Origin of the sequence: Collinsella aerofaciens, assembly GCF_032584215.1 — a bacterium.
Classification (GTDB): domain Bacteria; phylum Actinomycetota; class Coriobacteriia; order Coriobacteriales; family Coriobacteriaceae; genus Collinsella.
The window spans coordinates 40,391-65,507 of the sequence record NZ_JAWHPN010000012.1 but is presented as its reverse complement, the minus strand read 5'-3'; the positions used below and the strand labels follow the sequence as shown (position 1 = coordinate 65,507).

Below are 25,117 nucleotides of genomic sequence, written 5' to 3'. Positions count from 1 at the left end.
CCACACCCTTCTTTACAGCACATCTATACCAAACGAGGCGACGCTAAGCGCCGCCCCATGCATTCAATCAACCCGATGATACCGTTCACGCCAGACGATTTACGCCTCAACGCGATGATACGTCACGAACTCATAATCGACGCCCTCGTCACCCTCACCGGCGGCAATCGTCGCGACCCCGCTACGCTGCGCAATCTCCCACGCGGGATCGGCGTCCAAGTCGGGAAAGTACGTGTCCACGGGATGGACGCAGTGGTTATGAGTGACCTCGGCCTCCACGCAGTACGGCAAAAACTGCCGATAGACATCGCCGCCACCGATCACCCAGGCAACGAGCTCATCGGCAACCGCAGAGAGCGCTTCGTCAACGCTATGCACCACGTCGACGCCCTCGGAGGCAAAGCTCTCGTCGCGGGTAAGCACGATATTGCGGCGGTTCTTGAGCGGACGCCCGCCGGGAAAACTCAGCAGAGTCTTGCGCCCCATAATGACCGGGCAACCTTTGGTGCACGCCACAAAATGGCGCATGTCAGCACGATTGGACACCACCATGTCGCCCTCGCACCCAATGCCCCAATCGTCACACACGGCGACGATAGCAGATAGCTTACACGTCATGAGCACCACCTACACCGCAATGGGAATGTTCTTGACCTGCGGGCCGTGCTCATAGCCCTCGACGATCAGGTCATCGGTCGTAAACGCATAGAAGTCATGCACATCGGGGTTGAGCGTTACCTTGGGTGCCGCAAACTGCGGACGCTCGATAAGCTCGCGGACGATATCGACATGACGATCATAGATATGGGCGTCGGCGATCACGTGCAGCAGCTCACCGGGAATCATATCGACCGACTGCGCGACCATCATCAGCAAAATGGCGTACTGGCACACGTTCCAGTTGTTCGCGGCCAAAATGTCCTGGCTGCGCTGGTTGAGAATCATGTTGAGCGTCGGCTTGTCGTCCTGAGTACGCTGCGTCACGTTATAGGTCACGCTATAGGCGCACGGATAAAGGTGCATCTCGGACAGATCGCTAAACACGTACGTATTGGTCATAATGCGACGACTATACGGCGTGTGCTTGAGGTCGTACAGTACGCGGTCCATCTGATCAAAGTCACCCTCGGCGTAATGGCTCTTCTGGCCAATCTGATACCCATAGGCCTTGCCGATTGAACCGGTCTCGTCGGCCCACTCGTCCCAAATATGGCTGTTGAGGTCATGCACGTTATTGGACTTCTTCTGATATATCCACAGGATCTCGTCCATGGCAGATTTGAGGGCCGTGCGGCGCAGGGTGAGCGCAGGGAACTCCTCGCGCAGGTCGTAGCGTGCCGTAACGCCAAAGTTTTTAATGGTATAGGCAGGGGTGCCGTCCTCCCACACCGGGCGGACCTTTTGACCCTCGGTGGTGGTGCCATGGTCCAGAATGTCGCGGCACATGGCTACAAACTGTTGATCAGCCTTGCTCATTGACCCTCCTGTCAGTCGCCTATAAGCGATTTTTATTGTAGCCCAGGCGTGCAGTGTCGGATTGGACACTTGGACGGGCACACGCAATGCACGGCAGCACGGACCGCATTCACAAGCGGAACACCTTTGCCTTTTTCTGACATATGCCAGAAAATCCTTGCGCAAATCTGCGCGTTCGCTATTCTATTGTTGACATATGTCAGATAAGGAGTGCGCATGGCAGGAAGACGCGAAAAATTGCGCCGTGTTGGGATCATCCCCGAATATCGCGGCTTTACCCCAGACGGCCTTGCCAGCGGAGACGCCATCGATATGACAGTCGACGAGCTCGAGGTCCTGCGCCTATGCGACCTGGAAGGCCTCAATCAGGAGGAAGTCGCCCAGTGCATGGGCATTGCCCGCGCCACGGTGGCGGCAATCTGCAGCCGCGCGCATCGCAAGGTGGCAAACGCGCTGGTCAATGGACGGGCGATCGTCATCGAAGGCGGAAACATCGCGTACTCCCCCATCACCACGACAATGGCCGCATGGCCAGCAAAGGAGGTCGACACCATGAGGGTGGCAACCACGTACGACAACGGCAACATCTTTATGCACTTTGGCCGCAGCGAGCAGTTCAAGATCTACGACATTGAGGACGGCAAGGTGCTCAACGAGCAGGTCGTGGGCACCGGCGGCACCGGTCACGGCGCCCTGGCGGGTCTGCTCGCCAACGGCGGCGTGGACGCGCTCATCTGCGGCGGTATCGGCGGTGGCGCTATCAACGCGCTTGCACAAGCCGGCATCACGGTATACGCAGGTGCCCAGGGCAACTGCGACACTTGCGTCGAGGCACTTATCGCCGGCACGCTCGCACAGAACGGCGAGGCCACCTGCGACTGCCATGGACATGATCACGAGCACATCCACGAGCATGGCGAGTCCTGCGGCTGCCACGGTCACCACGACCATGACGGGCACGAAGGCTGCGGCTGTCACTAGCGGCAAGCACCTCGTCGAGAACGCGCTTCCACGCGTGCGACAACCAGCGAACAAACGGCGAACAAACGGCGAACAAACGGCGAACAAACGGCGAACAAACGGCGAACAAACGGCGAACAAACGGCGAACAAACGGCGAACAAACGGCGAACAAACGGCGAACAAACGGCGAACAAACGGCGAAGGCCGCCTGGAATACCATCCAGGCGGCCTTCGCCATACACGACTCAACTAGTCGTTACTTCTTGTTGCGCATCTGCGCTTCCATCTGGCGCAGCAGGTCCATATCGGACTTGGGGCCGCCCGTTCCCAGGCCACCCATACCGCCCAGACCCATGGCATCTAGGCCGGGAATATTGGGCATGCGCATCTTTTTGCCCTTCTTACCCTTTTTGCCCTTCTTGCCGCCGGCCTGTGCCTGATTGGCCATCGTGCGCATGCGGCCCATCATCTTGTTCATCTCGCCCCACTGCTTCATAAGGCTATTGACCTCGGTGGGGGTCACGCCGGCGCCCTTGGCAATGCGGGCACGGCGCTGGCCATTAATGATGGAGGGACGCAGACGCTCCTCCTTGGTCATCGACATGATAATGGCCTCGTTCTTATCGAAGATGCCCTCGTCCAGGTTGCCACCCATCTGGTTGAGCGCACGCTGGCCGCCGGGGAGCATGCCCAGGATGCCCTTCATGCCGCCCATCTTCTTGACGGCCTTCATCTGGTCGAGCATGTCGTTCATGGTGAAGCCCTCGCGCAGCATTCGCTCGGCAGCCTCGAGCTGCTCGGCGTCGGCCGCCTCCTGGGCCTTCTCGATAATGCCGACAACGTCGCCCATGCCAAGAATGCGCTTGGCCATACGATCGGGATAGAACGGCTCCAGCGAATCGGGCTTCTCGCCCATGCTCACGAACTTGATGGGCTTGCCGGTCACCTGGCGCACGGAAAGCGCGCCGCCGCCACGGGCATCGCCGTCGAGCTTGGAGATGATCACGCCGTCAAAGTCGGTGCGCTCGGCGAAGGTCGAGACGACGTTGACGATATCCTGACCGGTCATGGCATCAACGACCATCAGCACCTGATCGGGCTTGACGGCCTTCTTGATGTCCACGGCCTCCTGCATCATCTGCTCGTCGATCTGCAGGCGACCGGCGGTATCGACGATGACCACGTCGCGCAGGTGGTCGACGGCCTCCTGGATGGCGCCCTTGGCGATATCGACCGGGTGCTCGCCGTCACCGCGGAAGACCGGCACGCCGATCTCTCCGCCAAGCGTGGCCAGCTGGTCGGCAGCGGCAGGACGATAGACGTCGCACGCGGCGAGTAGCGGTGAGCGACCCTGCTTCTTGAGCAGATAAGCCAGCTTTACGGCTGCCGTAGTCTTACCGGAGCCCTGCAGGCCCACGAGCATGATGACATTGGGGATGCGGTTGCTAAAGACGAGCTTGCTCTCGGTGGAACCGAGCATCTCGGTGAGCTCGTCGAGCACGATCTTGACGACGTTTTGCGCCGGCGACAGCGACTCCATGACCTCGGCGGTCATGCAGCGCTCCTTGGTCTTGGCGACAAACTCCTTGACGACCTTAAAGTTGACGTCGGCCTCGAGCAACGCCATGCGAATGTCGCGCATGGCAGAGGTGATATCGGCCTCGGTCAGTTTACCCTTGCCGCGCAGGCGGTCAAATGTGTCGTTGAGGCGATCGCTCAGAGAATCAAACACTAGTCACTCCTTAGTTGGACTCGCCCACCAGGGCGCGGCAGAAATCTTTGGCATTAAACTCCTGCAGGTCATCGACCTGCTCGCCCACGCCGATGCGCAGGATGGGAAGCTTGAGCTTCTCGGCCACGGCCATGGCGATACCGCCCTTTGCCGTGCCGTCGAGCTTTGTCATGATAATACCGTCCAGGCCAAGCGCCTCGTTAAACTCGAGCGCCTGGTTGAGGCCGTTTTGGCCCGTTGCGGCATCGATCACGAGCACGACATAGACGGGCATGGGACCGGTGGCCATATTGGCGGCGCGCTTACGGGTCACATTGACCACCTTGGCAAGCTCGCGCATGAGCTCGGGGCTCGTGTGCAGACGACCGGCGGTATCGATGAGCACCAGGTCGCTGCCGCGCTTGTCGGCCTCGTCGAGCACGTCGTAGCAAACACTTGCCGGGTCGGAGCCGCGGTCGCGCTTGATGACGGGGACGCCAGCGCGCTGGCCCCACACATCGAGCTGCTCGATAGCGGCAGCGCGGAAGGTATCGGCCGAACCGATCACGACGTTCTTGCCGCGGGCGGCCATGGCGCTCGCGATCTTACCGACCGTCGTGGTCTTGCCGGCACCGTTAATGCCCACAAACAGCACGCAGCTCGGCGTATCGGAGAACGGATCGCGCTCGATGGGCACAAAGTGCTGCTCAAGCTGCTCGGCCAGGGCGCGACGGAGTTGCGGGGCGGTCTTGAGGTTCTTCTTAGCCGCGGCATCACGCAGGTCATCGGAGACCTTTATGGCGACCTCGGCGCCCATGTCACCCATGACGAGGGTGTCCTCCAGGTCCTCCCAAAAATCCTCGTCGACCTCGCCGCCAAAGTAAAAGACCTCGTTGAGGGCCTCGCGACTGCGCTCAAGTCCACGCGAGAGAGCATCGAAGAATCCCATTATGCATTCACGACCTTTCCGGTTTCGCGATCGAGTTTTTGCGAGACGACGCGACTGACGCCGTCGGCTTGCATCGAGACGCCATAGAGAACGTCAGCGTCCTCCATAGTACGGCGCTGATGCGAGATAACCAAGAGCTGCGTATCGGAACGCAGCACATCGAGGGCTCCGATGAGCTTGGACAGGTTGGCGTCATCAAGCGCCGCCTCGACCTCGTCCAGCACATAGAACGGCACCGTGCGCGTGCGGTACACGGCAAAGAGCAGGGCGAGCGCCGTCAGGCTCTTCTCGCCGCCCGACATGAGCATCATCTTGGTGATGCGCTTGCCGCGCGGCTGCGCCACGACCTCGATGCCTGTCTCGGCCGGATGCTCGGGGTCGGTCATCTCCAGATGTGCCTGGCCGCCCGGGAACAACATAGCGAAGATCTCGCGGAAGTTCGCATCGACCTTCTCAAACGTCACCAGGAACGCCTTGCGCATCTTGCGATCAATGGCCACCGTGATCTTGGTGAGCGCCTTGCGCGCGCTCTCCAGATCTGCCAGCTGCTCCTCGATGTAATCGGCACGGCGCTTGAGCTGCTCGTACTCCTCCATAGCAACTTGGTTAACGGGACCAAGGTTGTTGATCTGGCGCACAAGCTGGTTGAGCTCACGCTCGGCGGCATCACGGTCGGTAGGAGCAGGAAGCATGAGCGCTTCCTCGAGCACCGTAGTGCCATCGGCGGTAATGGCCTTAATGGCGGCCTCTACCTGCACCTCGAGCTTGCCGCGCGCAACCTTGAACTCATTTTGCGTCACCGTGGCGACATCAACCCGCTCCTTGGCACGGGAGACCTCGGCCTTGGCATCCTCGATGGTCTTCTTGAGCGAAGCGGAGTCCGCCTCTTCCAGAGAGGCCTGGTCACGCAGACGCGCTGCCCAATCCGATGCGCGTTCCAACAGGGCAGAATAGCGTTCGTGCATGGGGTCGACGCGCAGGCGCAGCAGCTCGAGCGAGCGCGAAGCCTGGCGTGTTCCGCGGATACGGCGGTCGATGCCCTCCAAGCGATGCTCCAGGTCGGGCACGCGGCCCTTCAGCGAACGCAGGCGCTCGCTCGTCTGGGCCAGACGCACCTTGGCATCGGCGAGCTTACCGGCGGCCTCGGAATCGTCACGGCGAACGCGGTCGAGTTCGTCGTTGGCCTCGGCAATCTGCAAGCCCAGGTCGCTTGCCTGTGCACGCGCCTCGTCACGCGAACGGGTGAGCTCGTCAACGCGCGGGCGCGCAGCGCGAACGGCTTCGGAGGCCTGCTCGCGGCGCTTGGAGATGCGCACGCGCTCGACCTCGGCATTGTTGGCGCTTTGCTCCAAGCGGCCGATCTCGGAGAGCAACGAGCGGCGCTCGCCCTCAAGACGGGCGATCTCGCCGGCGGCATCGCCCTCAGCGGCACGCGCTTCCTCAACGGCCGCATTGGCCTCGACGACCTGATCCGACACATGCTCAAACACGGCAGCCAAATCGGGCTCCAAGCCCTCCAGCTCGCGAATACGACGCTTGCGCTCCAGGGCACCCGACGCCTCGCCGGCATCGAGGCCCACGCGCACCAGGCCGCCACAGCTTACGCGGGCGCCATCGGGGGTCACATAGGTCACACCGTCAAGGACAGGCGCAGCCAGCGCGGCAGCCAAGTCATCGACCACGTAATAGCCACCGAGCAGCGCCTCGACAATCGGACCATAACCGGCACGCACGGAAAGGCGATCGACCAGACGCGAACCGGCAGCGCCCTCGGCGGCAGCAGAGCCGCTCACGCCGCGCGCCACCAGCAGCGCCTCACCCGAGGCCTTCTTTTGGTCCAGAGCCGCACGACCGGCACGCTCAAGCGTGGCGGCGTCATCAAACAACAGGGCATCGATATCGCCGGCAAGCAGCTGCTCCACCAGGCCCTCAAGCTCGCGCGGGGCCTCGAGCACGTCGCCCAGACGACCCGAGACATCGTCGCCCAGCGCACCCACCAGACGGCTCACGAGCGGCGAGCTGTCGGCCATACGGGAATCGAGTTTCTTTTGGCTGGAAAGCTCCGAGCGCACCTCGGATAACTTGTTGCGCGCCTCGCTCTCGCGGGCACGCAGGTCCTTCAGGGCCGCGCGTGCCGTCTCGGTGGCCTCACGCGCATCGACCTGAGCCCGGCGCGCTTCCTCAAGAGCGCCCTCAAGCTCCTCGGCGCGGTCGCGACGGCTCTCGAGCGAGGCCGTGACCTCCTCGAGCTGCTCGTCAATCTGCTCCAGGCGCGAGGCATACATGTTGTCCTCGACCTCGGCATTGCTCAAGGAATCCTTCACCTTGGCGAGCTCGAGCGCGGCATTATCGGCCACGCGTTGCACATCGCGTTGCCCACGCGTAAGCTGCGAAATCTGATTGTCGAGCGCCACGCGCCGCTCGTGGAGCTCAGCGGCGGCAGGACCAGCGGCGTCAACGTCCTCCTGGGCCTGCCTGTGCGCACCGGTCACTTCCTCAAGCTGCGCACGCGCGTCCTCGAGCTCCTCGACAACGCGACGACGCTGATGCTCGGAGCTCGAAATCTGCCCGCGCATGTCAGACAGGCGCGACACCATGTTGTGGCCCTTTTCCTCAAGCAGGCGCATATCGGAGTTAATGCGACCGACCACATCTTGCATATGACGACGCTGCTCGCCCAGGTCGCCCACAAACAGGCCCTTTTCCTCGAGCATGACCTGAAGCTTCTCGAGCTCGCGCTCCTTTTCGTCCAAGCGGTACTGCGCAAGCTCAAGCTCGGCCGCACCCTCTTTGGAGCGGCTCTCCAGGTCGTTCCACTGCGACTGCAGCGAACGAAGTTCGTCGACAGCCAGCATCTGCGTAAGCTCGTTCGCGCGCGAGGACAGCTCTTTGTACTTGCGCGCGCGATCGACCTGACGCTCCAGCGGTCGCAGCTGGCGGGCGATTTCCTTATTGATGTCGCGGGCACGCGTCAGGTGCTCGTCCATCGACTTAATCTTTTTGAGCGCACGCTCCTTGCGGCGCTTGTGCTTGGAGATGCCGGCGGCCTCCTCGATGAGGGCGCGGCGCTCCTCGGGGCGGCTCTGCAAAATGGCGTCGAGCTTGCCCTGGCTGATGATGGAATGCGTATCCTTGCCTAGGCCGGAATCGTGCAGGATGTCCTGAATGTCCATCAGGCGGCACGGGCTCGAATTGATGAGGTACTCGCTTTCGCCCGAGCGATACATGCGACGGGTGATGGCGACCTCGTCAAAATCGACGGGCAGCATATGATCCGAATTATCGAGCACCAGCGTGACCTCGGCGACACCCACCGGCTTGCGAGCCGACGAGCCCGAGAAGATGACATCCTCCATGGCCTGGCCGCGCAGCTGCTTGGCGCTCTGCTCGCCCAGGACCCACAGAATCGAGTCGGAGATGTTCGATTTTCCCGAGCCGTTGGGACCGACGATGACGGTCAGACCCGGCTCAAACGTCATATGGGCGCGGTCGGCAAACGACTTGAACCCTTTGAGCGTGAGGGACTTGAGATACACGGTTCCTCGCTTACACGTGCTTCTTGTTCAGAATCACGCCGTTGGTGGTGTAACCCATGCGGTCGAGCGCTTCGAGCGCGGCGGCTCCCTCGGCTTCCTTCTTTGAGGAGCCGGAGCCGCGACCCTGACGAATACCATCGATCAACACCACGGCGGTAAAGGTGGGCGCATGCGCCGGGCCCTCGGAGCCAACGAGCTTATACGCCGGGGGCTCGTGACCGTCGGCCTGCACGCACTCCTGCAAAAACGACTTGGGGTTCGCAGGATGCTCGGCACGCTCGGAAGCCAAATGCGGCTTAAGCGTACGATGGATAAACTCCGCCGCCGCATCCCAGCCGGCATCCAGGTACAGCGCACCCACGAGCGACTCATAGACGTTCTCAAGCGCCGAATGCAGGCCGCGCGCACCGGTACCGGTCTCGGAGGCACCAAAGATGATGATGTCGTCGATGCCCAGCTCGTGAGAAACCTCGGACAGCGTAGCGCCCGAGACAAGCGACACCTTCAAGCGCGTGAGCTTGCCCTCGTCAAACTCCGGATAGGACTCAAACAGGGAGCGTGCGACCACAGCGCCCAAAATGGAATCGCCCAAGAACTCAAGGCGCTCATAGCTGGCAGAAACCGGCTGGCCCTCGACTGCCGAGGGATGCGTAAGCGCCGCGCGCAGCAGCACCTTATTGTTGAACTCGTGGCCCAGGATTTCCTGGGCGCGCGTAAGTCGGTCGGATAAAGCCAAGACTTAGGCCTCCTTGGCAGCTTCGATAGCGTCGACGGCGTCGGCGACAGAGTTGAGCGAGAGCAGGGTCTCGTCATCGATCTCGAGGTTGAACTCGTCCTCGATAGCCGTAACCAGCTGCAGGCGCTCGAGCGAGTTGGCATCGAGGTCGTCAAAGGTGGTCTCCTCGCTAATTTCGGCAACATCGACGCCCAGAACGTCAGCAGCGACCTCGGCGATCTTGTCGAAGATTTCGGAGCGGTCCATAGCGCTTCCTCTCATAGTGCATGAATACCAAAAGAATGGTACCGCCCGGGCGGTACCAAGACACGGTTCTGATTCTACCCCACGACGTGCGCCGCGAAGCACATAACAGCGCTCTAACTCGCTCTTATAAAACGATACCGTCCATAGAGTTGGCGACATTCTCAACCAGCCCGGCGCGCACGGCTTCGGCCGCCGCGAGCGTACCGTTTTTGACAGCCTCGACTGAGGTGGCGCCATGGCCGATCAGGACCACGCCGCGCAGGCCCAAAAGAATCGCGCCGCCCTTGGCGTCGCCAGAGAGTTTGGCTTCAATCTCGCGCATCTGCTTTTTGATGAGCAGCGCGGCGATCTTGGTGCCAAGCGAAGACATAAAGACACCCTTGAGCTCCTGCAGCAAAAACTTGGCAGCGCCCTCGGTGGCCTTGAGCGCAATATTGCCCGACATACCATCGGCAACGACGACATCGAAGTTGCCTGAGGTGAGGTCGGTGCCCTCGCAGTTACCAACAAAGCCGGGAACGGCGGCTTTCATAGCAGGGAAACAGGCCTTGGTAAAGTTAGAGCCCTTCTCGTCCTCGGTGCCGTTGGCAAGCAGGCCCACGCGAGGATGCTCGATACCCAGGACGACGCGGGCATAGGCGCTGCCCATCTGGGCAAAACGCACCATATCGTCAACCTCGACATCGGGGTTGGCACCCATGTCGCACAGCACCGTCAGACCGCCGGCGCGATTGGGCAGCGCATTGGTCAGACAGGGGCGCACCGGCTGCTTCTTGCCTTCGGCCTGATACCTAAACGGCGTCACGTAGGCGGTGGCAGCGGCGGTCATGGCACCGGTCGAGCCGGCGGAGAAGAACGCATCCGCGTTGCCCTTCTTAATGGCGCGGCAAGAAAGCACGATCGACGATTTACGCTTGGTCATCACGGCGCGAATGGGATCGTCATCCATGGCGATAACGTCAGGTGCCTCAAGGGCCTCAACACGTGCATGGGAAGCGGCAAAGGGATTGACGATTTCGGCGGGGCCAGCTGCCAAGACCTCGATATCGGGATCGGCGGTAAGTGCAGCCTCGATACCATCGAGAACAACCTGAGGTTTCTCGTCTCCGCCCACAACGTCTACACAAACGCAAACGTTACTCATATACATGCTCCTTATACAAAAATGGCCGACTCATTGAGCCGGCCATTGTGGTTCCATTTGGAACGGCATCGCATCCAGAGTATACCGTTACTCGGTAACGATAACCTCGCGGTCCTTGTAGAAACCGCAGCTGGGACACACGTGGTGCGGAAGCTTGACAGCGCCGCAACGGGGGCACGTGGACTGAGCCGCAGCCGAGATCTTCATGTTGGCGGAACGACGGGTGTGAGTGCGGATACGACCCTGCTTTTGTTTAGGTACGGGCATAGTGACCTTCCTTATGAACTATCCAGTGTGGCGATTACGCGCAAGTAGCGATACTACCACAGTTTTACTCATCAAGCTTGAGATTCTTCAATGCTGCAAATGGATTTTCCGTGGCAGCGGCCCATTCTGCCTCTGCCTGGGCGGCGCAATCGCATTGCTCGACGTTGAGATTACAACCGCATGTGGGACACAGACCACGGCAATCGGGCTTGCAGAGCACCACAAACGGCGTGTCCATAACGACCGCGTCATTGATAGGCTCACCCAGATCGACGATACGGTCCTCACCCAGGAGCTCGTAGCCGTCCTCGTAGGCCTCGGGATCCTCGGGCTCCTCAAAGAGGTAGAACTCCTCAATCTCACCGGCAATATCAAACGAAGCGGGCTCCAGGCAACGGTCGCACTCGCCAGTGGCGTGTGCGCGGACCATACCCGTGAGCAAGACACCGGTACCGGCATTGGTAAAGACAACGTCGTAGTCGATGCCGTCCTGAAGCTGGTACTCCTTCTCGCCCACCGTGTAGGTGGCGACATCGACCTTACCGGTCAGCGGATACGAATCTCCAGGAAACTCGAGCTGCTCGGAAAGATCGACGGTAACGCTCGGGAACTCAGCCATTACCACTGACCATTCTGTTGGGCGGCACCCTCGTTGAGCTGCTGACGGCAACGGGTAACGGTGCCGGTCAGGCTCTTGAGGTTCTCCTCCAGGTGCGTAAAGACCTGCTCTGCGTAGTCCTCGGCGGCATAACGAGTCTCGCGCTCATACTGTTGGGCACGATCGCGGATGTCGTCGGCCTGCTGCTGCGCAAGTCGGACGATCTCCTGCTCACCGGCAATGGTGAGGGCCTGCTGCTGAGCGTCGGCGATGATGGAATCGGCCTGAGCGGCGGCGGAAGCCATAAGCTCCTCGCGCTCCTTAAGGATACGGCGGGACTTCTGCCACTCATCGGGATAGCTCATGCGGATCTCGTCGAGGATGTTGAAGAACACGTCGGCGTCGATGACCTTGAACTGAGCGTTCTTGCCGAAAGGCGGCTTGGCTTCCTCGATCAGCCCTTCGAGCTCATCGACCAAGCTGACGATCCTATCGCCAGGAAAATTCTCGCCCGGCATCCGGTCTCCTTTCATAGGTAACATATCATCGTGCTAGTTTACCACATGCCACCAGGCAATAAAAAACGTCACGAAAAGCGATGTCTGAGCGCTTCGACCACGTTGGGCGGCACAAACGTCGATACATCGCTGCCGAGCGAGGCGATCTGGCGAACGACCGAGCTCGAGATGTAACCGTACTGCGGAGCACTCATGACAAAGATGGACTCCAGCTCGTTATCCAGGCGGTAGTTGAGGTCGGCCTGCTGCAGCTCGTACTCAAAGTCGGTCATGGCGCGCAGGCCCTTGACCACGGCACCCGCCCCCTGCTCGCGAGCGAAGTCGACCAAGAGGCCGGTAAAGGGCAGGACCTCGACGCCGTCGATTTCACCGAGCGCCTCGCGGGCCAGCGCCACGCGCTCATCGAGCATAAACGTGGTGCCCACACCGTTTTTACCCTGCGACTCGGCAACAGCGACGATCACGCTGGGAAAGATACGGCGGGCGCGGCGGATCACATCGATATGGCCAAACGTGATGGGATCGAAGGTGCCCGGGACGATCACGCGGTTGATGGTGTCATTCATGGACGTCCTCCTGAAGCGTCGTGGCATCGTTGTTGTCGGCATCTGCGCCGGCGCTATCGCCCTCACCATCGTCATCGCCGGCCCAACGAAGCAGGTCGACCGAGGTAATGCCGTAGCGCTTCTCACGTACAGTCTCAAAGTCTGCCGGATGCGCGCCCGCATCGGCGGCGGCATGCTCAAACAGGGCATAAGCACCAGGTGCAAGCAGACCCTGCTGGGCCAGATTCTGCAGCAGTTCCTCGACCGGCTCGGCGCCAAAAGCATACGGCGGGTCGAGCAGGACCAGATCAAAGGGGCCGCCCGGCACACGACCGCGCGAGGCACTCATCAGCATGTCGCCCGTCACCACGCGCCAACGCGCACGGTCACGGCAGAGCGACTCGATATTCTTGGTAATGAGCCGCGCGGCGTTGCGATCGATCTCAAACGTCGTGAGCGAGCGGGCCCCACGAGAGAGCATCTCGATACCTAGGGCACCGGAGCCACCAAAGGCGTCCAGCACACGAACCTCGTCCAAATCGAAATCGAATGCCGACATGACCATAGATGCGCACGCCTCGCGCACGCGATCAGTCGTGGGGCGGGTGACATCGCGACCACGGGGCTCCTCGATCTTACGACCACGCCATTCGCCGCCGATGATTCTCATCCTCCGCTGACCTCCTTAAAGATATGTCGATAACGCATGACGACCGCGTCGCGCAAGGGACGCGTCGCCACAGAGTCAAGGTTGCAAGCATACCGCAAGAGCTCGAGCGCGTCCAAATGGGCCCACTCGATCAGTTCTTCGTCGGCATCCAGGTCGACAAAACGCAGGCTCACGCCACCATGCTGGCGATAACCCAGGATCTCGCCTTCATGGCGCAGGCGCAGGTCCATCTGGGCGAGAGTAAAGCCGTCCGAAGTCTTTTCGAGCGACTGGAGACGGTCTTGCGCCGCCGATGCGCCGCCGTTGCCCTTGGAGTGCGCCATGACCAGGCACGTGCCCGACACGCTGCCACGGCCCACGCGACCGCGCAGCTGGTGCAGGGCAGCCAAACCAAAGCGCTCGCCGTTCTCGATGACCATGACGGTGGCATTGGGCACGTCGACGCCCACCTCGACCACCGTAGTCGAGACGAGCACGTCAATCTCGCCACGCTTGAAGGCATCGATAACCTGATCCTTCTCCCCCGCTGGCATACGGCCGTGAAGGCGCTCGATGGCAAGACCCGGCAACGCCAAACGCAGGCGATCGAGCTCGGTCGCCGTATCGTGCAGCGGCACGGGGACGGTTACGCGGCCCTCATCGTCGCGGGCAATACCGGGCACGTCTTCCAGCTCATCGGTCGAATCACTCGGCTCCACGAGCGGGCAAATCACGTAGGCCTGCTGACCCTTTTCATGCGCCTCGCGGATGGCTCCATAGGCGAGGTCACGGCTCGACTCGGTGAGTACGCTTGTCGTCACGCCAGCGCCAGGGACGGGCCGATGGCGGATGATGCTCGTGTCCAGATCGCCGTAGACCGAAAGCGCCAGCGTACGCGGGATGGGCGTTGCCGTCATAACGAGCAGATCGGCACCGGGGCCCTTCGCGCGCAGGGCGTTGCGTTGGCCGACGCCAAACCGGTGCTGCTCGTCGATGACCACGAGTGACAGATGCTTGAACGTAACGTTATCCGAAAGCACCGCGTGGGTGCCAAAGAGGACGTCGAGCTCACCCGATTCCAGCTGTGCATGGATGCGCTCGCGCTCTGAGGCCGGCGTGGCACCCGTCAGAAGCGCCCAGGACATGCCGGCCTGCGAGATTAGAGGGCCGGTCTTATCGGCATATTGGCGCGCCAGCACGCCCGTGGGCGCCATAACGCAGGCCTGCGTGCCGCTATCGGCAGCCACAGCCAGCGCGCAGGCGGCAACGGCGGTCTTACCGGTACCGACATCGCCCAGCAGCAGACGGTTCATCACGCGCCCGCCATCGCACATATCGTGCAGGATATCTTGGAACGCGGCCTCCTGCTCGTCGCTCAGCGAAAACGGCAGGGCCTGCTTGAGCGCGGCCAGGTGCTCGCCCGCGGTGTGGGCATAGGGAACCACATCGACCAGGCCGCCGTCGTTGCGCAGGCGCAGCGCCAGCTGAAGGTAGAGGCACTCCTCGTAGGCAAGCCGTGCGCGCGCGATATCGCGCTCTGCCATACTCGATGGAAAGTGGATCGAACGCAACGCGCGGGCATTGCTCATGAGCTTCCGCTTTGCGCGCAGCGGCGCGGGAATCGGATCGAACGGATTGCCGACGACCTCGAGCGCGCCGCTTACGATGCGGCGCATCCACGCCTGGCTCACGCCATCGCTCACGTAATGGACCGGCAGGATGGTGCCCGCAGCACGCCCGTCATCGAGCTTTTCAAAGTGCGGCGAGGCCATCTGCTTAAAACCGTAGGCAAACTCGACCTTGCCCATCACGGCCAGGCGGTCGCCCTGTTTAAGCTGCTGGGCAATCCAGGGCTGGCGGAAAAAGGCGACCTGCAACACGCCCGTCTCGTCCACCAGCGATACCTCGGTCACCTGCATGCGCGGACGCGGCTGCTTTTGGACGATGCGGTCGACCGTGGCGATGATGGTGCACACGGTACCGATGGGCGCCATCTCGATGGACCACGAACGGGTAAAGTCGAGGTATCGATGAGGGATATGGAGAAGGAGGTCCCCCACCGTCCTAATTCCCAGACGGCGAAGGGCCTCCTCACGTTTACCCGAAACATATTTGAGTCGCGCGATATCCTCGTCGAGCGCATTGCTCTGGGCAAAGCGCTCCGAGACGCGCGGCACGGAGCAGAGCTCGGACATGGGCAGATGCCTACTCGATCGAGAAGATCACGGGATAGAGCGGCTGCTCGCCACGATGGGCGTCAATCTCCAAGTCGGGCTGAGCTTCCTCGATGGCGTCGACGATCTCCTGGAAGGCCTCATCGGACAGCTCCTCGCCGGCCAGAATCGTCAGCGCGTCGCCCTCCTCTTCCTCCTGCATGCGGTTGATGCAGTCGAGTGTGACCTGCTTCACGTCAGAGCCGACCACATCGATGGAGCCGGCAATGATGCCCATGACGTCACCGGAGTGAATCGGAGAGCCGTCAGAGGCGCTGGAATCGCGCACGGCGCGGGTGACCTCGCCATCGCGGACCTCGCTGATGGCGTCGACCATGGCGGCGACGGCGTCCTCGAGCTCGAAATCGGGCAGGACCGCGAACAGCGCGGAGAAGGCCTGCGGGACGGTCTTGGTAGGAACGACGGCGACCTTCTTATCGGTGCAGGCAGAGGCAGCGGCCTCGGCAGCCATGCGAATGTTACCGTTGTTGGGCAGGATGATGACCGAGGTCGCGTTGACCTGGTCGACGGCGCCCAGCAGGTCGGCGGTCGAGGGGTTCATGGTCTGGCCACCCGAGACGATCACGTCAACGCCGAGGGAATTGAGGATGTCGGCCTCGCCAGAACCGGCGGCAACGGCGACAAAGCCCAGCGCCTTGGCGGGCTCGGCGGCCTTTTCCTGGTCCTCGTGAATCTTAGCGGTACGGTCGTGGGCCTCCATCTCCATGTTGTGGATAAAGACCTCGTAAATCTGACCGAGCTGCAGCATGTGCTCGAGCACCAGGTTGGGGGTGTTGGAGTGCACGTGAATCTTGTAGTCGGGGTAGGCACCCACGAGCAGCTCGCAGTCGCCCATGGAGCCCAGGAACTTAAGGCACTCGTCCTCGTCAAACGGAGCGTCGGCCTTAAAGAGGAACTCGTTGCAGTAGCGGAACTCCGAGCCCTCCCAATCGTCGTTGGCCTCGATCTCAACGCGACCGAGGGCCGCGTCGCGGGCAGAGCCGGCGGAATCAAACGTGGCGGAGAAATCCTCAACAACGGTGCTGCGGCCAAGCGCGGCGGCAACAAAGTTCTCCAGGAAGATGGCAAAGCCAAAGGCGCCGGAGTCGACCACGCCGTTCTCCTTCAGAACGGGCAGCAGGTCGGGCGTGCGGGCGACGGACTGGTAGGCCTCGACGACGATGGCATCGAGCGCGTCCTCGGCCGAGAACTTCTTCTTCTCGCACTCATCGGCCTTGGTCGAGACATCGCGCAGGACCGTGAGGATCGTGCCCTCGATGGGCTTGCGGACAGCCTGGAAGGCGACCTTGACGGCGCGACGGAAGGCGAAGGCAATGTTGGCGGACGTAATGGGCTCGTCGGCGGAGACAAGACCCTCGGCCACGCCGCGCAGAATCTGCGAGGTGATGACGCCGGAGTTACCGCGGGCGCCCATAAGGGAGCCGTGGGTGATGGCGCCTGCGATGGCCTCCATGTCGGCATCGGCGGGAAGGGCGGAAAGCTCCTTGGTCACCGAGGCGAGCGTGAGCGACATATTGGTGCCGGTATCGCCATCGGGTACGGGGAAGACGTTGAGCTTATTGATCTCCTCGGCCTTGTCGGAAACGGCAGCCGCAGCGATCGGAAAACAGGTGCGAATGGTCTTTGCAATCATGGGTATTTGAATCTCCGTTTTCGGATGCTAGTTCAGACGGCTCTTGAGCGCGTCGATGTGGATGCCGATCTTAAGGCTGGCGGGATCGATCTGGGCGATCTCCTGCAGAGTGAAGGCAACGGAGCTCGAAAGATTGTGGCAGACGGACTTCATGTTGACGCCGTTCTCGAGCACGACGTGAAGATCGACCGTAAGGCCGTTCTCGTCGGCGGAGACAAGCACACCCTTGCGGAGGCGCTGACCGGCAAGCAGGCGCACGCTCTCGGCGCCCTGGAGCTGCTCAGCCATACCGACAACGCCATAGCACGTCATCGCGGCATAACCGGCAATATCGGCAATAACGTCGTTCGAGACGCTCAGGCTGCCGTTAATGGTCTCAGACACAAGAATCTCCTTTTCTTGGTGCTCGCGGCACCATGTCGTGGGAGCAATCATTGCAATATTCTACAACGACCGCGCCATGTTGAGGTGGCGGGCCTCGGGATTACATCCTCGACACGAAATGTTGATATGGTAACGTTCGCGAACGGCGATCGCGGCATGAAAAAACCCGCCGCATAAGCGACGGGTTTTACAACCTGGCTCCCCGGGTAGGACTCGAACCTACAACAGCGCGGTTAACAGCCGCGTGCTCTACCATTGAGCTACCGAGGAATTTAAAGCCCAACAGAAAGGGCTGGAAAATTCTGGCTCCCCGGGTAGGACTCGAACCTACAACAGCGCGGTTAACAGCCGCGTGCTCTACCATTGAGCTACCGAGGAATAGGTGCGTGCTCTCAAGCAACGAAGTTTATTATACGGACGAATCAGCTCAGGGCAAGAACTTTTTTAAGAAATTTTCCGACCCAGTCATTGGGGACGTTCTTAAACGAGTAGTCATTCAAGAACGTCCCCAACGACTACATGAAAGCGCCCTCAAGCGGATGTGCTTGAGGGCGCTTCTTGCTTGACTAGCTCTCGATATAATCCTTCAGCTTGCTCGAACGGCTGGGATGGCGGAGCTTGGCCAGGGTCTTGGACTCAATCTGGCGGATGCGCTCGCGCGTAACGCCAAACTCGCGACCGACTTCCTCGAGCGTGCGGGGATGTCCGTCGACAAGGCCAAAGCGCAGCTCGATAACCTTGCGCTCACGATCGGCAAGCGAATCGAGCACCTGGGTGAGCTGCTCCTGCAGCATGGAGAAGCTGGCCGCATCGGGCGGAACGATGGCCTGGGAGTCCTCGATGAAGTCGCCCAGCTGAGAATCCTCTTCCTCGCCGATGGGGGTCTCGAGCGACACGGGCTCCTGCGAGATCTTCTGGATCTCGCGGACGCGGTCGGCGCTCATGTCCATCTCGGCACCGATCTCCTCGGGGGTCGGGTCGCGACCAAGGTCCTGAAGGAGCTGGCGCTGCACGCGGACGAGCTTGTTGATGGTCTCGACCATGTGCACGGGAATACGGATGGTACGGGCCTGGTCGGCGATAGCGCGCGTGATGGCCTGACGGATCCACCACGTGGCGTACGTGGAGAACTTAAAGCCCTTCTGGTAGTCGAACTTCTCGACGGCGCGGATCAGACCGAGGTTGCCCTCCTGAATCAGGTCCAGGAACAGCATGCCGCGACCGACATAGCGCTTGGCGATGGAGACGACCAGACGCAGGTTTGCGCTGATGAGCGCCTGCTTGGCTTCGAGGCCCACGTTCTCAATGCGCGTAAGACGACGCATCTCGGCACGCGTAAGCTCGAGCTCACCAGCATCGGCAGCCTCGAGCTTCTCGGTGGCCTCAAGACCGGCCTCGATCTTCATGGCCAGATCGACCTCTTCGGAGGCGGTCAGCAGGTCGACCTTGCCGATCTCCTTGAGGTACATACGGACCGGATCACCGGTCAACATCACCGTGGAGGCATCGATGCCACGCACGCGCGAGCGTGAACGGGACGTGCGCACGGTGCGCTTCTTCTTGCTCTTGGAAGAACCCATCTCGGCGTCGGCCTGACGGGCCATCTTGAGCTCATGATCGTCGAGCGAGCCGGAATCATGCTCGTCGTCGTCATCGAAATCGTCGGTATCAGAATCGGTATCGTCATCGTCGACGTCCATGGGGGCGTCGTCGTTACCGCTCGCGGAGATAATCTGGATGCCGCTGTTGCGCAGCGCGGAATACACCGCGGTGAGCTGCTCATCAGTTACATCGATATCCTTCAGGGCGACCTGAATCTCGTCCTCGGTTACCGAAGTCCTGTTTGAGCCGTTGCCCATGAGCTTTGCAACGTAGGATTCCAGCCCAGTACCCGTGCTCTCAGTCTTTTTTGGCACAGATTCTCCCTTCATAGTCCACAGGACTCATTACTTTAGCACACACATAGACTTCTATACCCAAAAAGAGGACTGGATATAGGCGAGAATACGCTGGTTGACCACAACATCTAGGCCTGTTCGGTGCCTGCGGCCTCCAGACCGATCAAACGGAACGGGTCTGCCACGCCACCGATCGACTTTTGCAGTTCGCGTTGACGCTGCGAATCCTGCGCGGCCTGCACGGTCAGCGCGCGGCGGGCCTCATCATCGAGCGAACGATCCTGGCGCAGCTTGGCCTGTGCGGCACGCATGCGGCGCTTGATGGTATAGAGCTCGAGCGTATCGAGCATAAAAACGATATTCGTCTCGGTGGGGTGCTTGCTCGTCGCCGAGATGCGCCCGGCACTCACAAGCGTTGCCGCCTCGGGACACACCGAGCGCGCCGCATCCATGCAGGCTGCAGGATCGGTTCCCGGCGGCGTTGCCAGCACGGCCCATGCGATGGACTCGTGACGTGGGTCAACCCACTCGATGGAGCAGATGCGGTCGGCATACGTGCGGAACAGGTCAGGGTAGCTCGTGAGCATTGTCAACAGCTCGCGCTCCCCCGCCAAGGACTTGCGCTCAAGATCGGTAAGAACCATCGGCGCCGCCGTAGCCGGTGCGCCCGAACCATCAGCCACGGGAACAGCGCCCACACCATCAGGTACGTCGATCGGCGGCAGGTCATCGACGACATCCACGGGCGCGGCACCGTAGGCATCGAGCGGGACGTAGTCGTACGGCTCTTCTTCGACCGGCGCGGAAACCGGCGGCGTCGCGCCCGATGCCCAAGCACCGCGACCGGCATCGCGAGAACCCGACGCCCGACCGCCCGCGCTACCGGACCGCTCAGCCTGTGCCCGCTGGCGCTCATAGTTCTGCTCACGACGTCGTTCCGCATCTTCGCGCTTGGCGACATCGCGAAACACGCGGCCCGAGCTCGCGCGCACGGTCTCCAGGTCCAAACCAAGCAGGTCGGCAATCTGGATAAAGTACGTATCGATCATATAGCTATCGCGCAGCGGATAGATGAGCGTCAGCGCATCCTCCAGCGCCTTGGCGCGACCGCCCGGCGTGGTAATGTCGCTCGACTCCTGCAGCGAACGGTACACAAAGTCCATGAGAGGCTCGGAGGCATCGATGCGCGCCTGCAATGCCTCGCCACCATGCGCGGTGATGAACTCCATGGGGTCGTTGCCATCGGGGAGCACCACGCAGCGCAGGTCCATAGAATCCTGCTCGATAAACTGAATCGCACGGCGAGCGGCCTTTTGGCCGGCGGCGTCACCATCGAACATATACACGATGCGCTTGGCAAAGCGAGTAAGCGTCTTGACGTGATGCTCCGTGAGGGCGGTGCCCAGTGTGGCGACAACGTTTTTAATCCCCGCCTCCCAACAGGCGATGCAATCGGTATAGCCCTCCACCACGATGGCGGTATCCTGCGCGACGATAAACTCCTTGGCCCAATTAAAGCCGTAGAGGTTTCGCTTTTTATGGAACACGCTCGTCTCGGCGGTGTTGAGGTACTTAGGCTGGCCGTCGCCCATAATGCGACCGCCAAAGGCAATGTTGTGACCCTGCTCGTCAAAGATGGGGAACATCACGCGGTCGTAAAAGCGGTCGGCAAGCTGCCCGCGCCCGCGGCTCACGGCAACGTTGGCGTCGATCATCTCCTGCGGGGTAAAACCCGCCTGGGACAGGTGCGACACCAGCGCGTTACGGCCCGGTGCAAAGCCCAGGCAGTAGCGGCGGCAGACGTCGCCGCCCATGCCGCGGCTGGCAAAGTACTCGCGCGGACGGCCGTCCTTACCTCGCATGAGCATGGTGTGGTAGAACTGGGCGGTCTCGGCGCACAGATCGTAGATGCGGGCACGCTTGGTGCCGCGCTCGCGGCGATCTCCGGTGTCATGCAGCTCAATACCCGCGCGATCGGCCAAATAACGGATTGACTCGGGAAAGCTCAGGTTCTCGCGCTTCATGATATAGGTGAAGACGTCGCCACCCTCGCCGCAGCCAAAGCAATGCCACACCTGCGTGGCGGGGATAATGTGGAAGGACGGCGTCTTTTCGCCATGAAAGGGGCAGCATCCCCAAAACTCATGGCCGCGGGACTTGAGCTCAACCGTTTCCTGCACGATGGCGACTAGGTCAGACGCAGCGCGTACCTGGTCTTTTTCCTCATCGCTAATCACGGATGCTCACCCCCTGCTCACCCAAGTTGTGACGAATGTCCTCGATATTACCCTCGACGGTCGCGATCAACTCATCCAGCGAATCGAACACGCGCGAGGGACGCAGCCAGCGCGTAAACGCCAGCGAAACGGAGGCGCCGTACAGGTCGCCCGTATAACCAATTAAGTTGGCCTCGAGATGCGCCGAAGCGGCATCGTCGGCATACGTCGGCGGCAGTCCGACGTTAACGGCAGCGGGCCACGCGGTGTCATCGACCAGCACCAGGCCCTCATACACGCCATCGGCAGGCACCTGAATGCCGACGGGAACCTGCAGGTTTGCCGTAGGAAAGCCCATGCCAGAACCCTCGTGACGGCCGCGAATAACACCGCCACGCACCATATACGGACGCCCGAGTAACTCAGCAGCAAGCTCCACATGGCCCTGTCCCAGCTCATGACGAATGCGGGTGGCGCAAATGGCCTCACCGCCCTCGCAAAGCAAGTCGTGCCCGTATACGTCAACGCCGCGCTCGGCACCCCAGGCGCGCATCTCGTCAACACCAAATGCACCGCCGCGACCTAGCCTAAAGTCGCTGCCAACGCGAATCGATCGAATGTCGACCAGACGCGACACCAGCGAGAGAAAATCAACATGGTCAAGCGCCGCAACCTCAGACGTAAAGGGAACGGCCACCACCGCATCGACCCCGGTCTGAGCCAAGGCATGCAGACGGTCGGCCGTCGTCATCAGTTTTTGAGCGGGCGAAGGGCTCACCACGACGTCCGGGTCGGGATCGAAGGTGACCACGACCGCCTTGCAGCCATGGGCACGGGCATCACGGACAAGCGCCGCAATGAGCTCCTGGTGTCCACGGTGCACACCATCGAACACGCCGATGGCAATCGATGCGGCACCCAAGTGCTCACACTCATCAAACCTATCGGCAGCAACGATGCGAGCCTCGTCCGACTCGCCCGCGAAAAAGACACGCGCGAGCTCGCGAGCGGACAACATCATCGAACACCGCCGATTGCCTGCGGAAACACGTGCTCCATAACAAAGCGGCCACTCTCAATACGGGCGAGCGCCTTGAGTCCCCCATCGAGCACCAGCGCAAACGGCGCCTTCGAGACATCGAAATCGGCAAGCGCACGCTCAACGGGAATGCGACGGCCGCAGAGCAGGTCGTCGGCAAGATTGCCCGGCAAGTCAACACGCGTGGCGCACAAGGCCGCAATGGGATCCAGGGCAAAGCCAGCGGCGGACTCGGGAGAAAGCTCCTCCACCGCATGACAGGCGCCAATGGAAACAGCACCGGAGGCCGTGCGGCGCAGCGCGGAAATATGTGCGGCGCTCTCACAGGCACGGCCCAGGTCGCGAGCGAGCGCACGGATATAGGTGCCCTTGCTCACCGAGAACGCCACGGTCCACACACACGTATCATCCTCGCCGCCCACGGCGATCAGGTCGGCGGCATAGACCTCGACGGGGCGCGGAGGTAGGTCCACCGCATTGCCCTCGCGAGCAGACTTGTAGGCGCGAACGCCATTGACCGAGATAGCCGAAAACGCCGGCGGCACCTGCATCTGCGGGCCCAGCATAGCGGCCAAGTGCTCACGGGCATAGGCAGGATCGCGGAGCTCGTTGGCAACAGCCACTGTGCGGACCGCCTCGCCCTCCGCATCATCGGTATTGGTCTCGGCACCAAACGAGATGTCGGCGACATAGCTTTTGGTATCGAGGGTTAGCATGCCCAGCAGACGAGTAGCCTGGCCCACGCCCACCACCATGACGCCGGATGCCATGGGGTCGAGCGTGCCGGCATGGCCGACGCGCCGCTCATGGAGGGCGCGTCGGCATTGCGAGACCACATCGTGGGACGTGCAGCCCACCGGCTTATCGACGGCGAGCAGCATATTCAGTTGAGAAGGCGTACGACGAGCCATGTACCATCCAAAAAGTTAAAGCTCGACGGTCACCGAAGCGGGATCCTCCCCTACCAGCTCGGCCAGCATGGGAAGTGCCACGGTGAGCGTCTCGAGAATCGTTCCGTTGTTGGAGAAACCGGCGGCGGCATGATGCCCGCCACCGCCAAAGTTGGCAGCAAGCTCGGACACATCGAGGTCGCCCTTGGAGCGCAGGTTGCCACGCACCTTGGTATCGCCCTCAATGCCCTTTAAGAACATGCAGACCTCGACGCCCATCACCGAACGCACCACATCGACCAGGCCGTCGCACTCGTCCGAGGTGACGCCGCAGGCCTCAAGGTCGCTCTGGTAGGCATAGCTATACGCCACGCGCCCATGCGCGACCGTCTTAATGCGGCCCATAACGATGGACTTGAGGTGCAAAAACTCAACGCGCATGCTCTGATATACCTCGAGAGCCACACGCGCCGGATCGGCACCGTGGGCAACAAGACGCGAGGCCGCATGGAAGGCGGCAGCATCGGCATTCTGGTACTGGAAACGGCCGGTATCGGTAACCAAGCCACACAGCAGGCAGGTCGCAACGCCATCACGTGCGACAATGCCGCAATTGTCCAAGAAGCGGTCGATGATCATAGCGCAGGCTGCAGCTTCAACGCGCCTCAGGCTGAGCTCGGCAAACTCCTCGCGCGCCGGATGGTGATCGAAGCACACCACATGCGTTGAGCGGCGAAGCACCTCGGCGGAGTTATTCAGGCGCTCGACGACCGGCACGTCCACCGAGATGAACAGGTCCGGATTGCCGGTGTACGTAGATGCCGGTACCAGACGATCGGCACCCTCCATAAAGCGGTAGATGCGCGGAACCGGGTCATCGTCTGCCAGCAGCAGGGCAATGTCCTTGTTGGGGAAAAACTTCATGAGCGAAAGGCCCAGACCCAATACGGAGCCCAAGGCATCGCCATCGGGAGAAGTATGTCCCGAAATCGCAATGGAGGACGCACCCTCGATGAGCTCGAGGATGCGTCGATGAATATCTGCAGACTCGCACGAAGCGAGCTCGGCGGAATTAGTCATCTAAAGCTGCCTCCTGGGCGACATCCGCTATCGGATAGCCGTCCTCGTCCTTTTCGATCGCAAGCGTGGCGGGAACGTTTTCCAGCGCACGTGTGATGCGCTCGGCCTCATCGGTCGAGCGATCGATGCGAAAATCGAGCTCGGGCGTGACACGCCAATCGAGCGAGCGAGCCAACAGGCTGCGAATACGGCCCTTGGCGCTTGCGAGCGCCTCCATGACCTCGTCGTAGCGGCTCGCATCGCACGACACGTACACGCGCGCGAACGAACGGTCCACCGCGACCTCGACCGCAGTCAAAGTAACCAGGTCGAGACGCGGATCGGAAACCTCAAAGAGCAGGATATAACCGAGCTTCTCGCGAAGCTGCTCGCCCAGACGGCGGGTTGCCTGCGTTTGCTTCATAGA

At 61.4% G+C, this 25,117-nt stretch carries 23 protein-coding genes and 2 tRNA genes; 1 reads left to right on the top strand and 24 read right to left on the bottom strand.

What is annotated here, in order from left to right; all coding sequences use genetic code 11:
• Nucleotides 1-99: 99 nt before the first annotated feature.
• Both RX395_RS05065 and thyA read right to left on the bottom strand, forming a co-directional pair.
• Nucleotides 100-618 carry a dihydrofolate reductase gene (locus RX395_RS05065; RefSeq protein ID WP_316365944.1) on the bottom strand — a complete coding sequence of 173 codons (519 nt, stop codon included), beginning with the start codon at nt 616-618 and terminating at the stop codon, nt 100-102.
• Between the two features lie 9 nt (nt 619-627).
• On the bottom strand, nt 628-1,476 hold the full coding sequence (gene thyA / locus RX395_RS05060) for a thymidylate synthase (protein ID WP_316365942.1): 849 nt from the start codon (nt 1,474-1,476) through the stop codon (nt 628-630).
• Nucleotides 1,477-1,692: 216 nt separating this feature from the next.
• Here thyA and RX395_RS05055 point away from each other — a divergent pair, with 216 nt between their 5' ends.
• Nucleotides 1,693-2,457: a DUF134 domain-containing protein gene (locus tag RX395_RS05055; protein WP_316365940.1), complete on the top strand. Its 765-nt coding sequence runs from the start codon at nt 1,693-1,695 to the stop codon at nt 2,455-2,457.
• Nucleotides 2,458-2,694: 237 nt separating this feature from the next.
• Here the strand turns inward: RX395_RS05055 and ffh are convergent, their stop codons facing one another.
• The 22 genes from ffh to rbfA all read right to left on the bottom strand — a co-directional run bounded on the left by ffh (nt 2,695) and on the right by rbfA (nt 25,114).
• The gene (ffh, locus tag RX395_RS05050) at nt 2,695-4,170 is read right to left on the bottom strand and encodes a signal recognition particle protein (RefSeq protein ID WP_022093830.1); all 1,476 of its coding nucleotides are present in this window, start codon (nt 4,168-4,170) and stop codon (nt 2,695-2,697) included.
• Between the two features lie 10 nt (nt 4,171-4,180).
• Complete coding sequence (ftsY, locus tag RX395_RS05045; protein ID WP_316365938.1) at nt 4,181-5,098, bottom strand: signal recognition particle-docking protein FtsY; 918 nt, start codon at nt 5,096-5,098, stop codon at nt 4,181-4,183.
• Nucleotides 5,098-8,634 carry a chromosome segregation protein SMC gene (smc, locus tag RX395_RS05040; protein WP_316365937.1) on the bottom strand — a complete coding sequence of 1,179 codons (3,537 nt, stop codon included), beginning with the start codon at nt 8,632-8,634 and terminating at the stop codon, nt 5,098-5,100. The genes ftsY and smc overlap by 1 nt, the downstream gene beginning before the upstream one ends.
• A 10-nt stretch (nt 8,635-8,644) precedes the next feature.
• Nucleotides 8,645-9,370, bottom strand: coding sequence for a ribonuclease III (gene rnc, locus RX395_RS05035; protein WP_195503185.1), 726 nt, complete (start codon nt 9,368-9,370; stop codon nt 8,645-8,647).
• Between the two features lie 3 nt (nt 9,371-9,373).
• Complete coding sequence (locus RX395_RS05030; protein ID WP_055286398.1) at nt 9,374-9,616, bottom strand: acyl carrier protein; 243 nt, start codon at nt 9,614-9,616, stop codon at nt 9,374-9,376.
• 124 nt (nt 9,617-9,740) lie between these two features.
• Nucleotides 9,741-10,760, bottom strand: coding sequence for a phosphate acyltransferase PlsX (gene plsX, locus RX395_RS05025; protein ID WP_316365932.1), 1,020 nt, complete (start codon nt 10,758-10,760; stop codon nt 9,741-9,743).
• A gap of 87 nt (nt 10,761-10,847) precedes the next feature.
• Nucleotides 10,848-11,027 carry a 50S ribosomal protein L32 gene (rpmF, locus tag RX395_RS05020; RefSeq protein WP_022094017.1) on the bottom strand — a complete coding sequence of 60 codons (180 nt, stop codon included), beginning with the start codon at nt 11,025-11,027 and terminating at the stop codon, nt 10,848-10,850.
• Nucleotides 11,028-11,091: 64 nt separating this feature from the next.
• Nucleotides 11,092-11,646, bottom strand: a complete 555-nt coding sequence (locus RX395_RS05015; RefSeq protein WP_055309521.1) for a YceD family protein — start codon at nt 11,644-11,646, stop codon at nt 11,092-11,094.
• Entirely contained in the window at nt 11,646-12,143 is a 498-nt protein-coding gene (locus RX395_RS05010) for an ATP synthase subunit B family protein (RefSeq protein WP_316365927.1), read from the bottom strand. Before RX395_RS05010 ends, RX395_RS05015 begins: the two co-directional genes overlap by 1 nt.
• A gap of 68 nt (nt 12,144-12,211) precedes the next feature.
• The gene (coaD, locus tag RX395_RS05005; protein WP_316365925.1) at nt 12,212-12,709 is read right to left on the bottom strand and encodes a pantetheine-phosphate adenylyltransferase; all 498 of its coding nucleotides are present in this window, start codon (nt 12,707-12,709) and stop codon (nt 12,212-12,214) included.
• A complete protein-coding gene (gene rsmD / locus RX395_RS05000) occupies nt 12,702-13,358 on the bottom strand; it encodes a 16S rRNA (guanine(966)-N(2))-methyltransferase RsmD (protein WP_316365923.1) in 657 nt (218 codons plus the stop codon). Before rsmD ends, coaD begins: the two co-directional genes overlap by 8 nt.
• Complete coding sequence (gene recG / locus RX395_RS04995) at nt 13,355-15,532, bottom strand: ATP-dependent DNA helicase RecG (protein WP_316365921.1); 2,178 nt, start codon at nt 15,530-15,532, stop codon at nt 13,355-13,357. The genes rsmD and recG overlap by 4 nt, the downstream gene beginning before the upstream one ends.
• Nucleotides 15,533-15,542: 10 nt before the next feature.
• Nucleotides 15,543-17,204, bottom strand: a complete 1,662-nt coding sequence (locus tag RX395_RS04990; protein WP_316365919.1) for a DAK2 domain-containing protein — start codon at nt 17,202-17,204, stop codon at nt 15,543-15,545.
• Between the two features lie 27 nt (nt 17,205-17,231).
• Nucleotides 17,232-17,588 carry an Asp23/Gls24 family envelope stress response protein gene (locus tag RX395_RS04985; protein WP_022093773.1) on the bottom strand — a complete coding sequence of 119 codons (357 nt, stop codon included), beginning with the start codon at nt 17,586-17,588 and terminating at the stop codon, nt 17,232-17,234.
• A 195-nt stretch (nt 17,589-17,783) separates the two neighbouring features.
• Nucleotides 17,784-17,858 (bottom strand) — tRNA-Asn (locus tag RX395_RS04980).
• Nucleotides 17,859-17,891: 33 nt separating this feature from the next.
• Nucleotides 17,892-17,966 (bottom strand) — tRNA-Asn (locus RX395_RS04975).
• A 188-nt stretch (nt 17,967-18,154) separates the two neighbouring features.
• Nucleotides 18,155-19,504: an RNA polymerase sigma factor RpoD gene (rpoD, locus tag RX395_RS04970; RefSeq protein WP_316365917.1), complete on the bottom strand. Its 1,350-nt coding sequence runs from the start codon at nt 19,502-19,504 to the stop codon at nt 18,155-18,157.
• Between the two features lie 110 nt (nt 19,505-19,614).
• Nucleotides 19,615-21,723, bottom strand: coding sequence for a DNA primase (gene dnaG, locus RX395_RS04965; protein ID WP_316365916.1), 2,109 nt, complete (start codon nt 21,721-21,723; stop codon nt 19,615-19,617).
• Nucleotides 21,716-22,723 carry a riboflavin biosynthesis protein RibF gene (ribF, locus tag RX395_RS04960; protein ID WP_316365914.1) on the bottom strand — a complete coding sequence of 336 codons (1,008 nt, stop codon included), beginning with the start codon at nt 22,721-22,723 and terminating at the stop codon, nt 21,716-21,718. The genes dnaG and ribF overlap by 8 nt, the downstream gene beginning before the upstream one ends.
• Nucleotides 22,720-23,652 (bottom strand): tRNA pseudouridine(55) synthase TruB, encoded by a 933-nt coding sequence (gene truB / locus RX395_RS04955; RefSeq protein WP_316365913.1) that lies wholly within the window; start codon nt 23,650-23,652, stop codon nt 22,720-22,722. The genes ribF and truB overlap by 4 nt, the downstream gene beginning before the upstream one ends.
• A 15-nt stretch (nt 23,653-23,667) precedes the next feature.
• Entirely contained in the window at nt 23,668-24,711 is a 1,044-nt protein-coding gene (locus RX395_RS04950) for a DHH family phosphoesterase (RefSeq protein WP_316365912.1), read from the bottom strand.
• Nucleotides 24,704-25,114: a 30S ribosome-binding factor RbfA gene (gene rbfA, locus RX395_RS04945; RefSeq protein WP_117769586.1), complete on the bottom strand. Its 411-nt coding sequence runs from the start codon at nt 25,112-25,114 to the stop codon at nt 24,704-24,706. The genes RX395_RS04950 and rbfA overlap by 8 nt, the downstream gene beginning before the upstream one ends.
• Nucleotides 25,115-25,117: the final 3 nt, after the last annotated feature.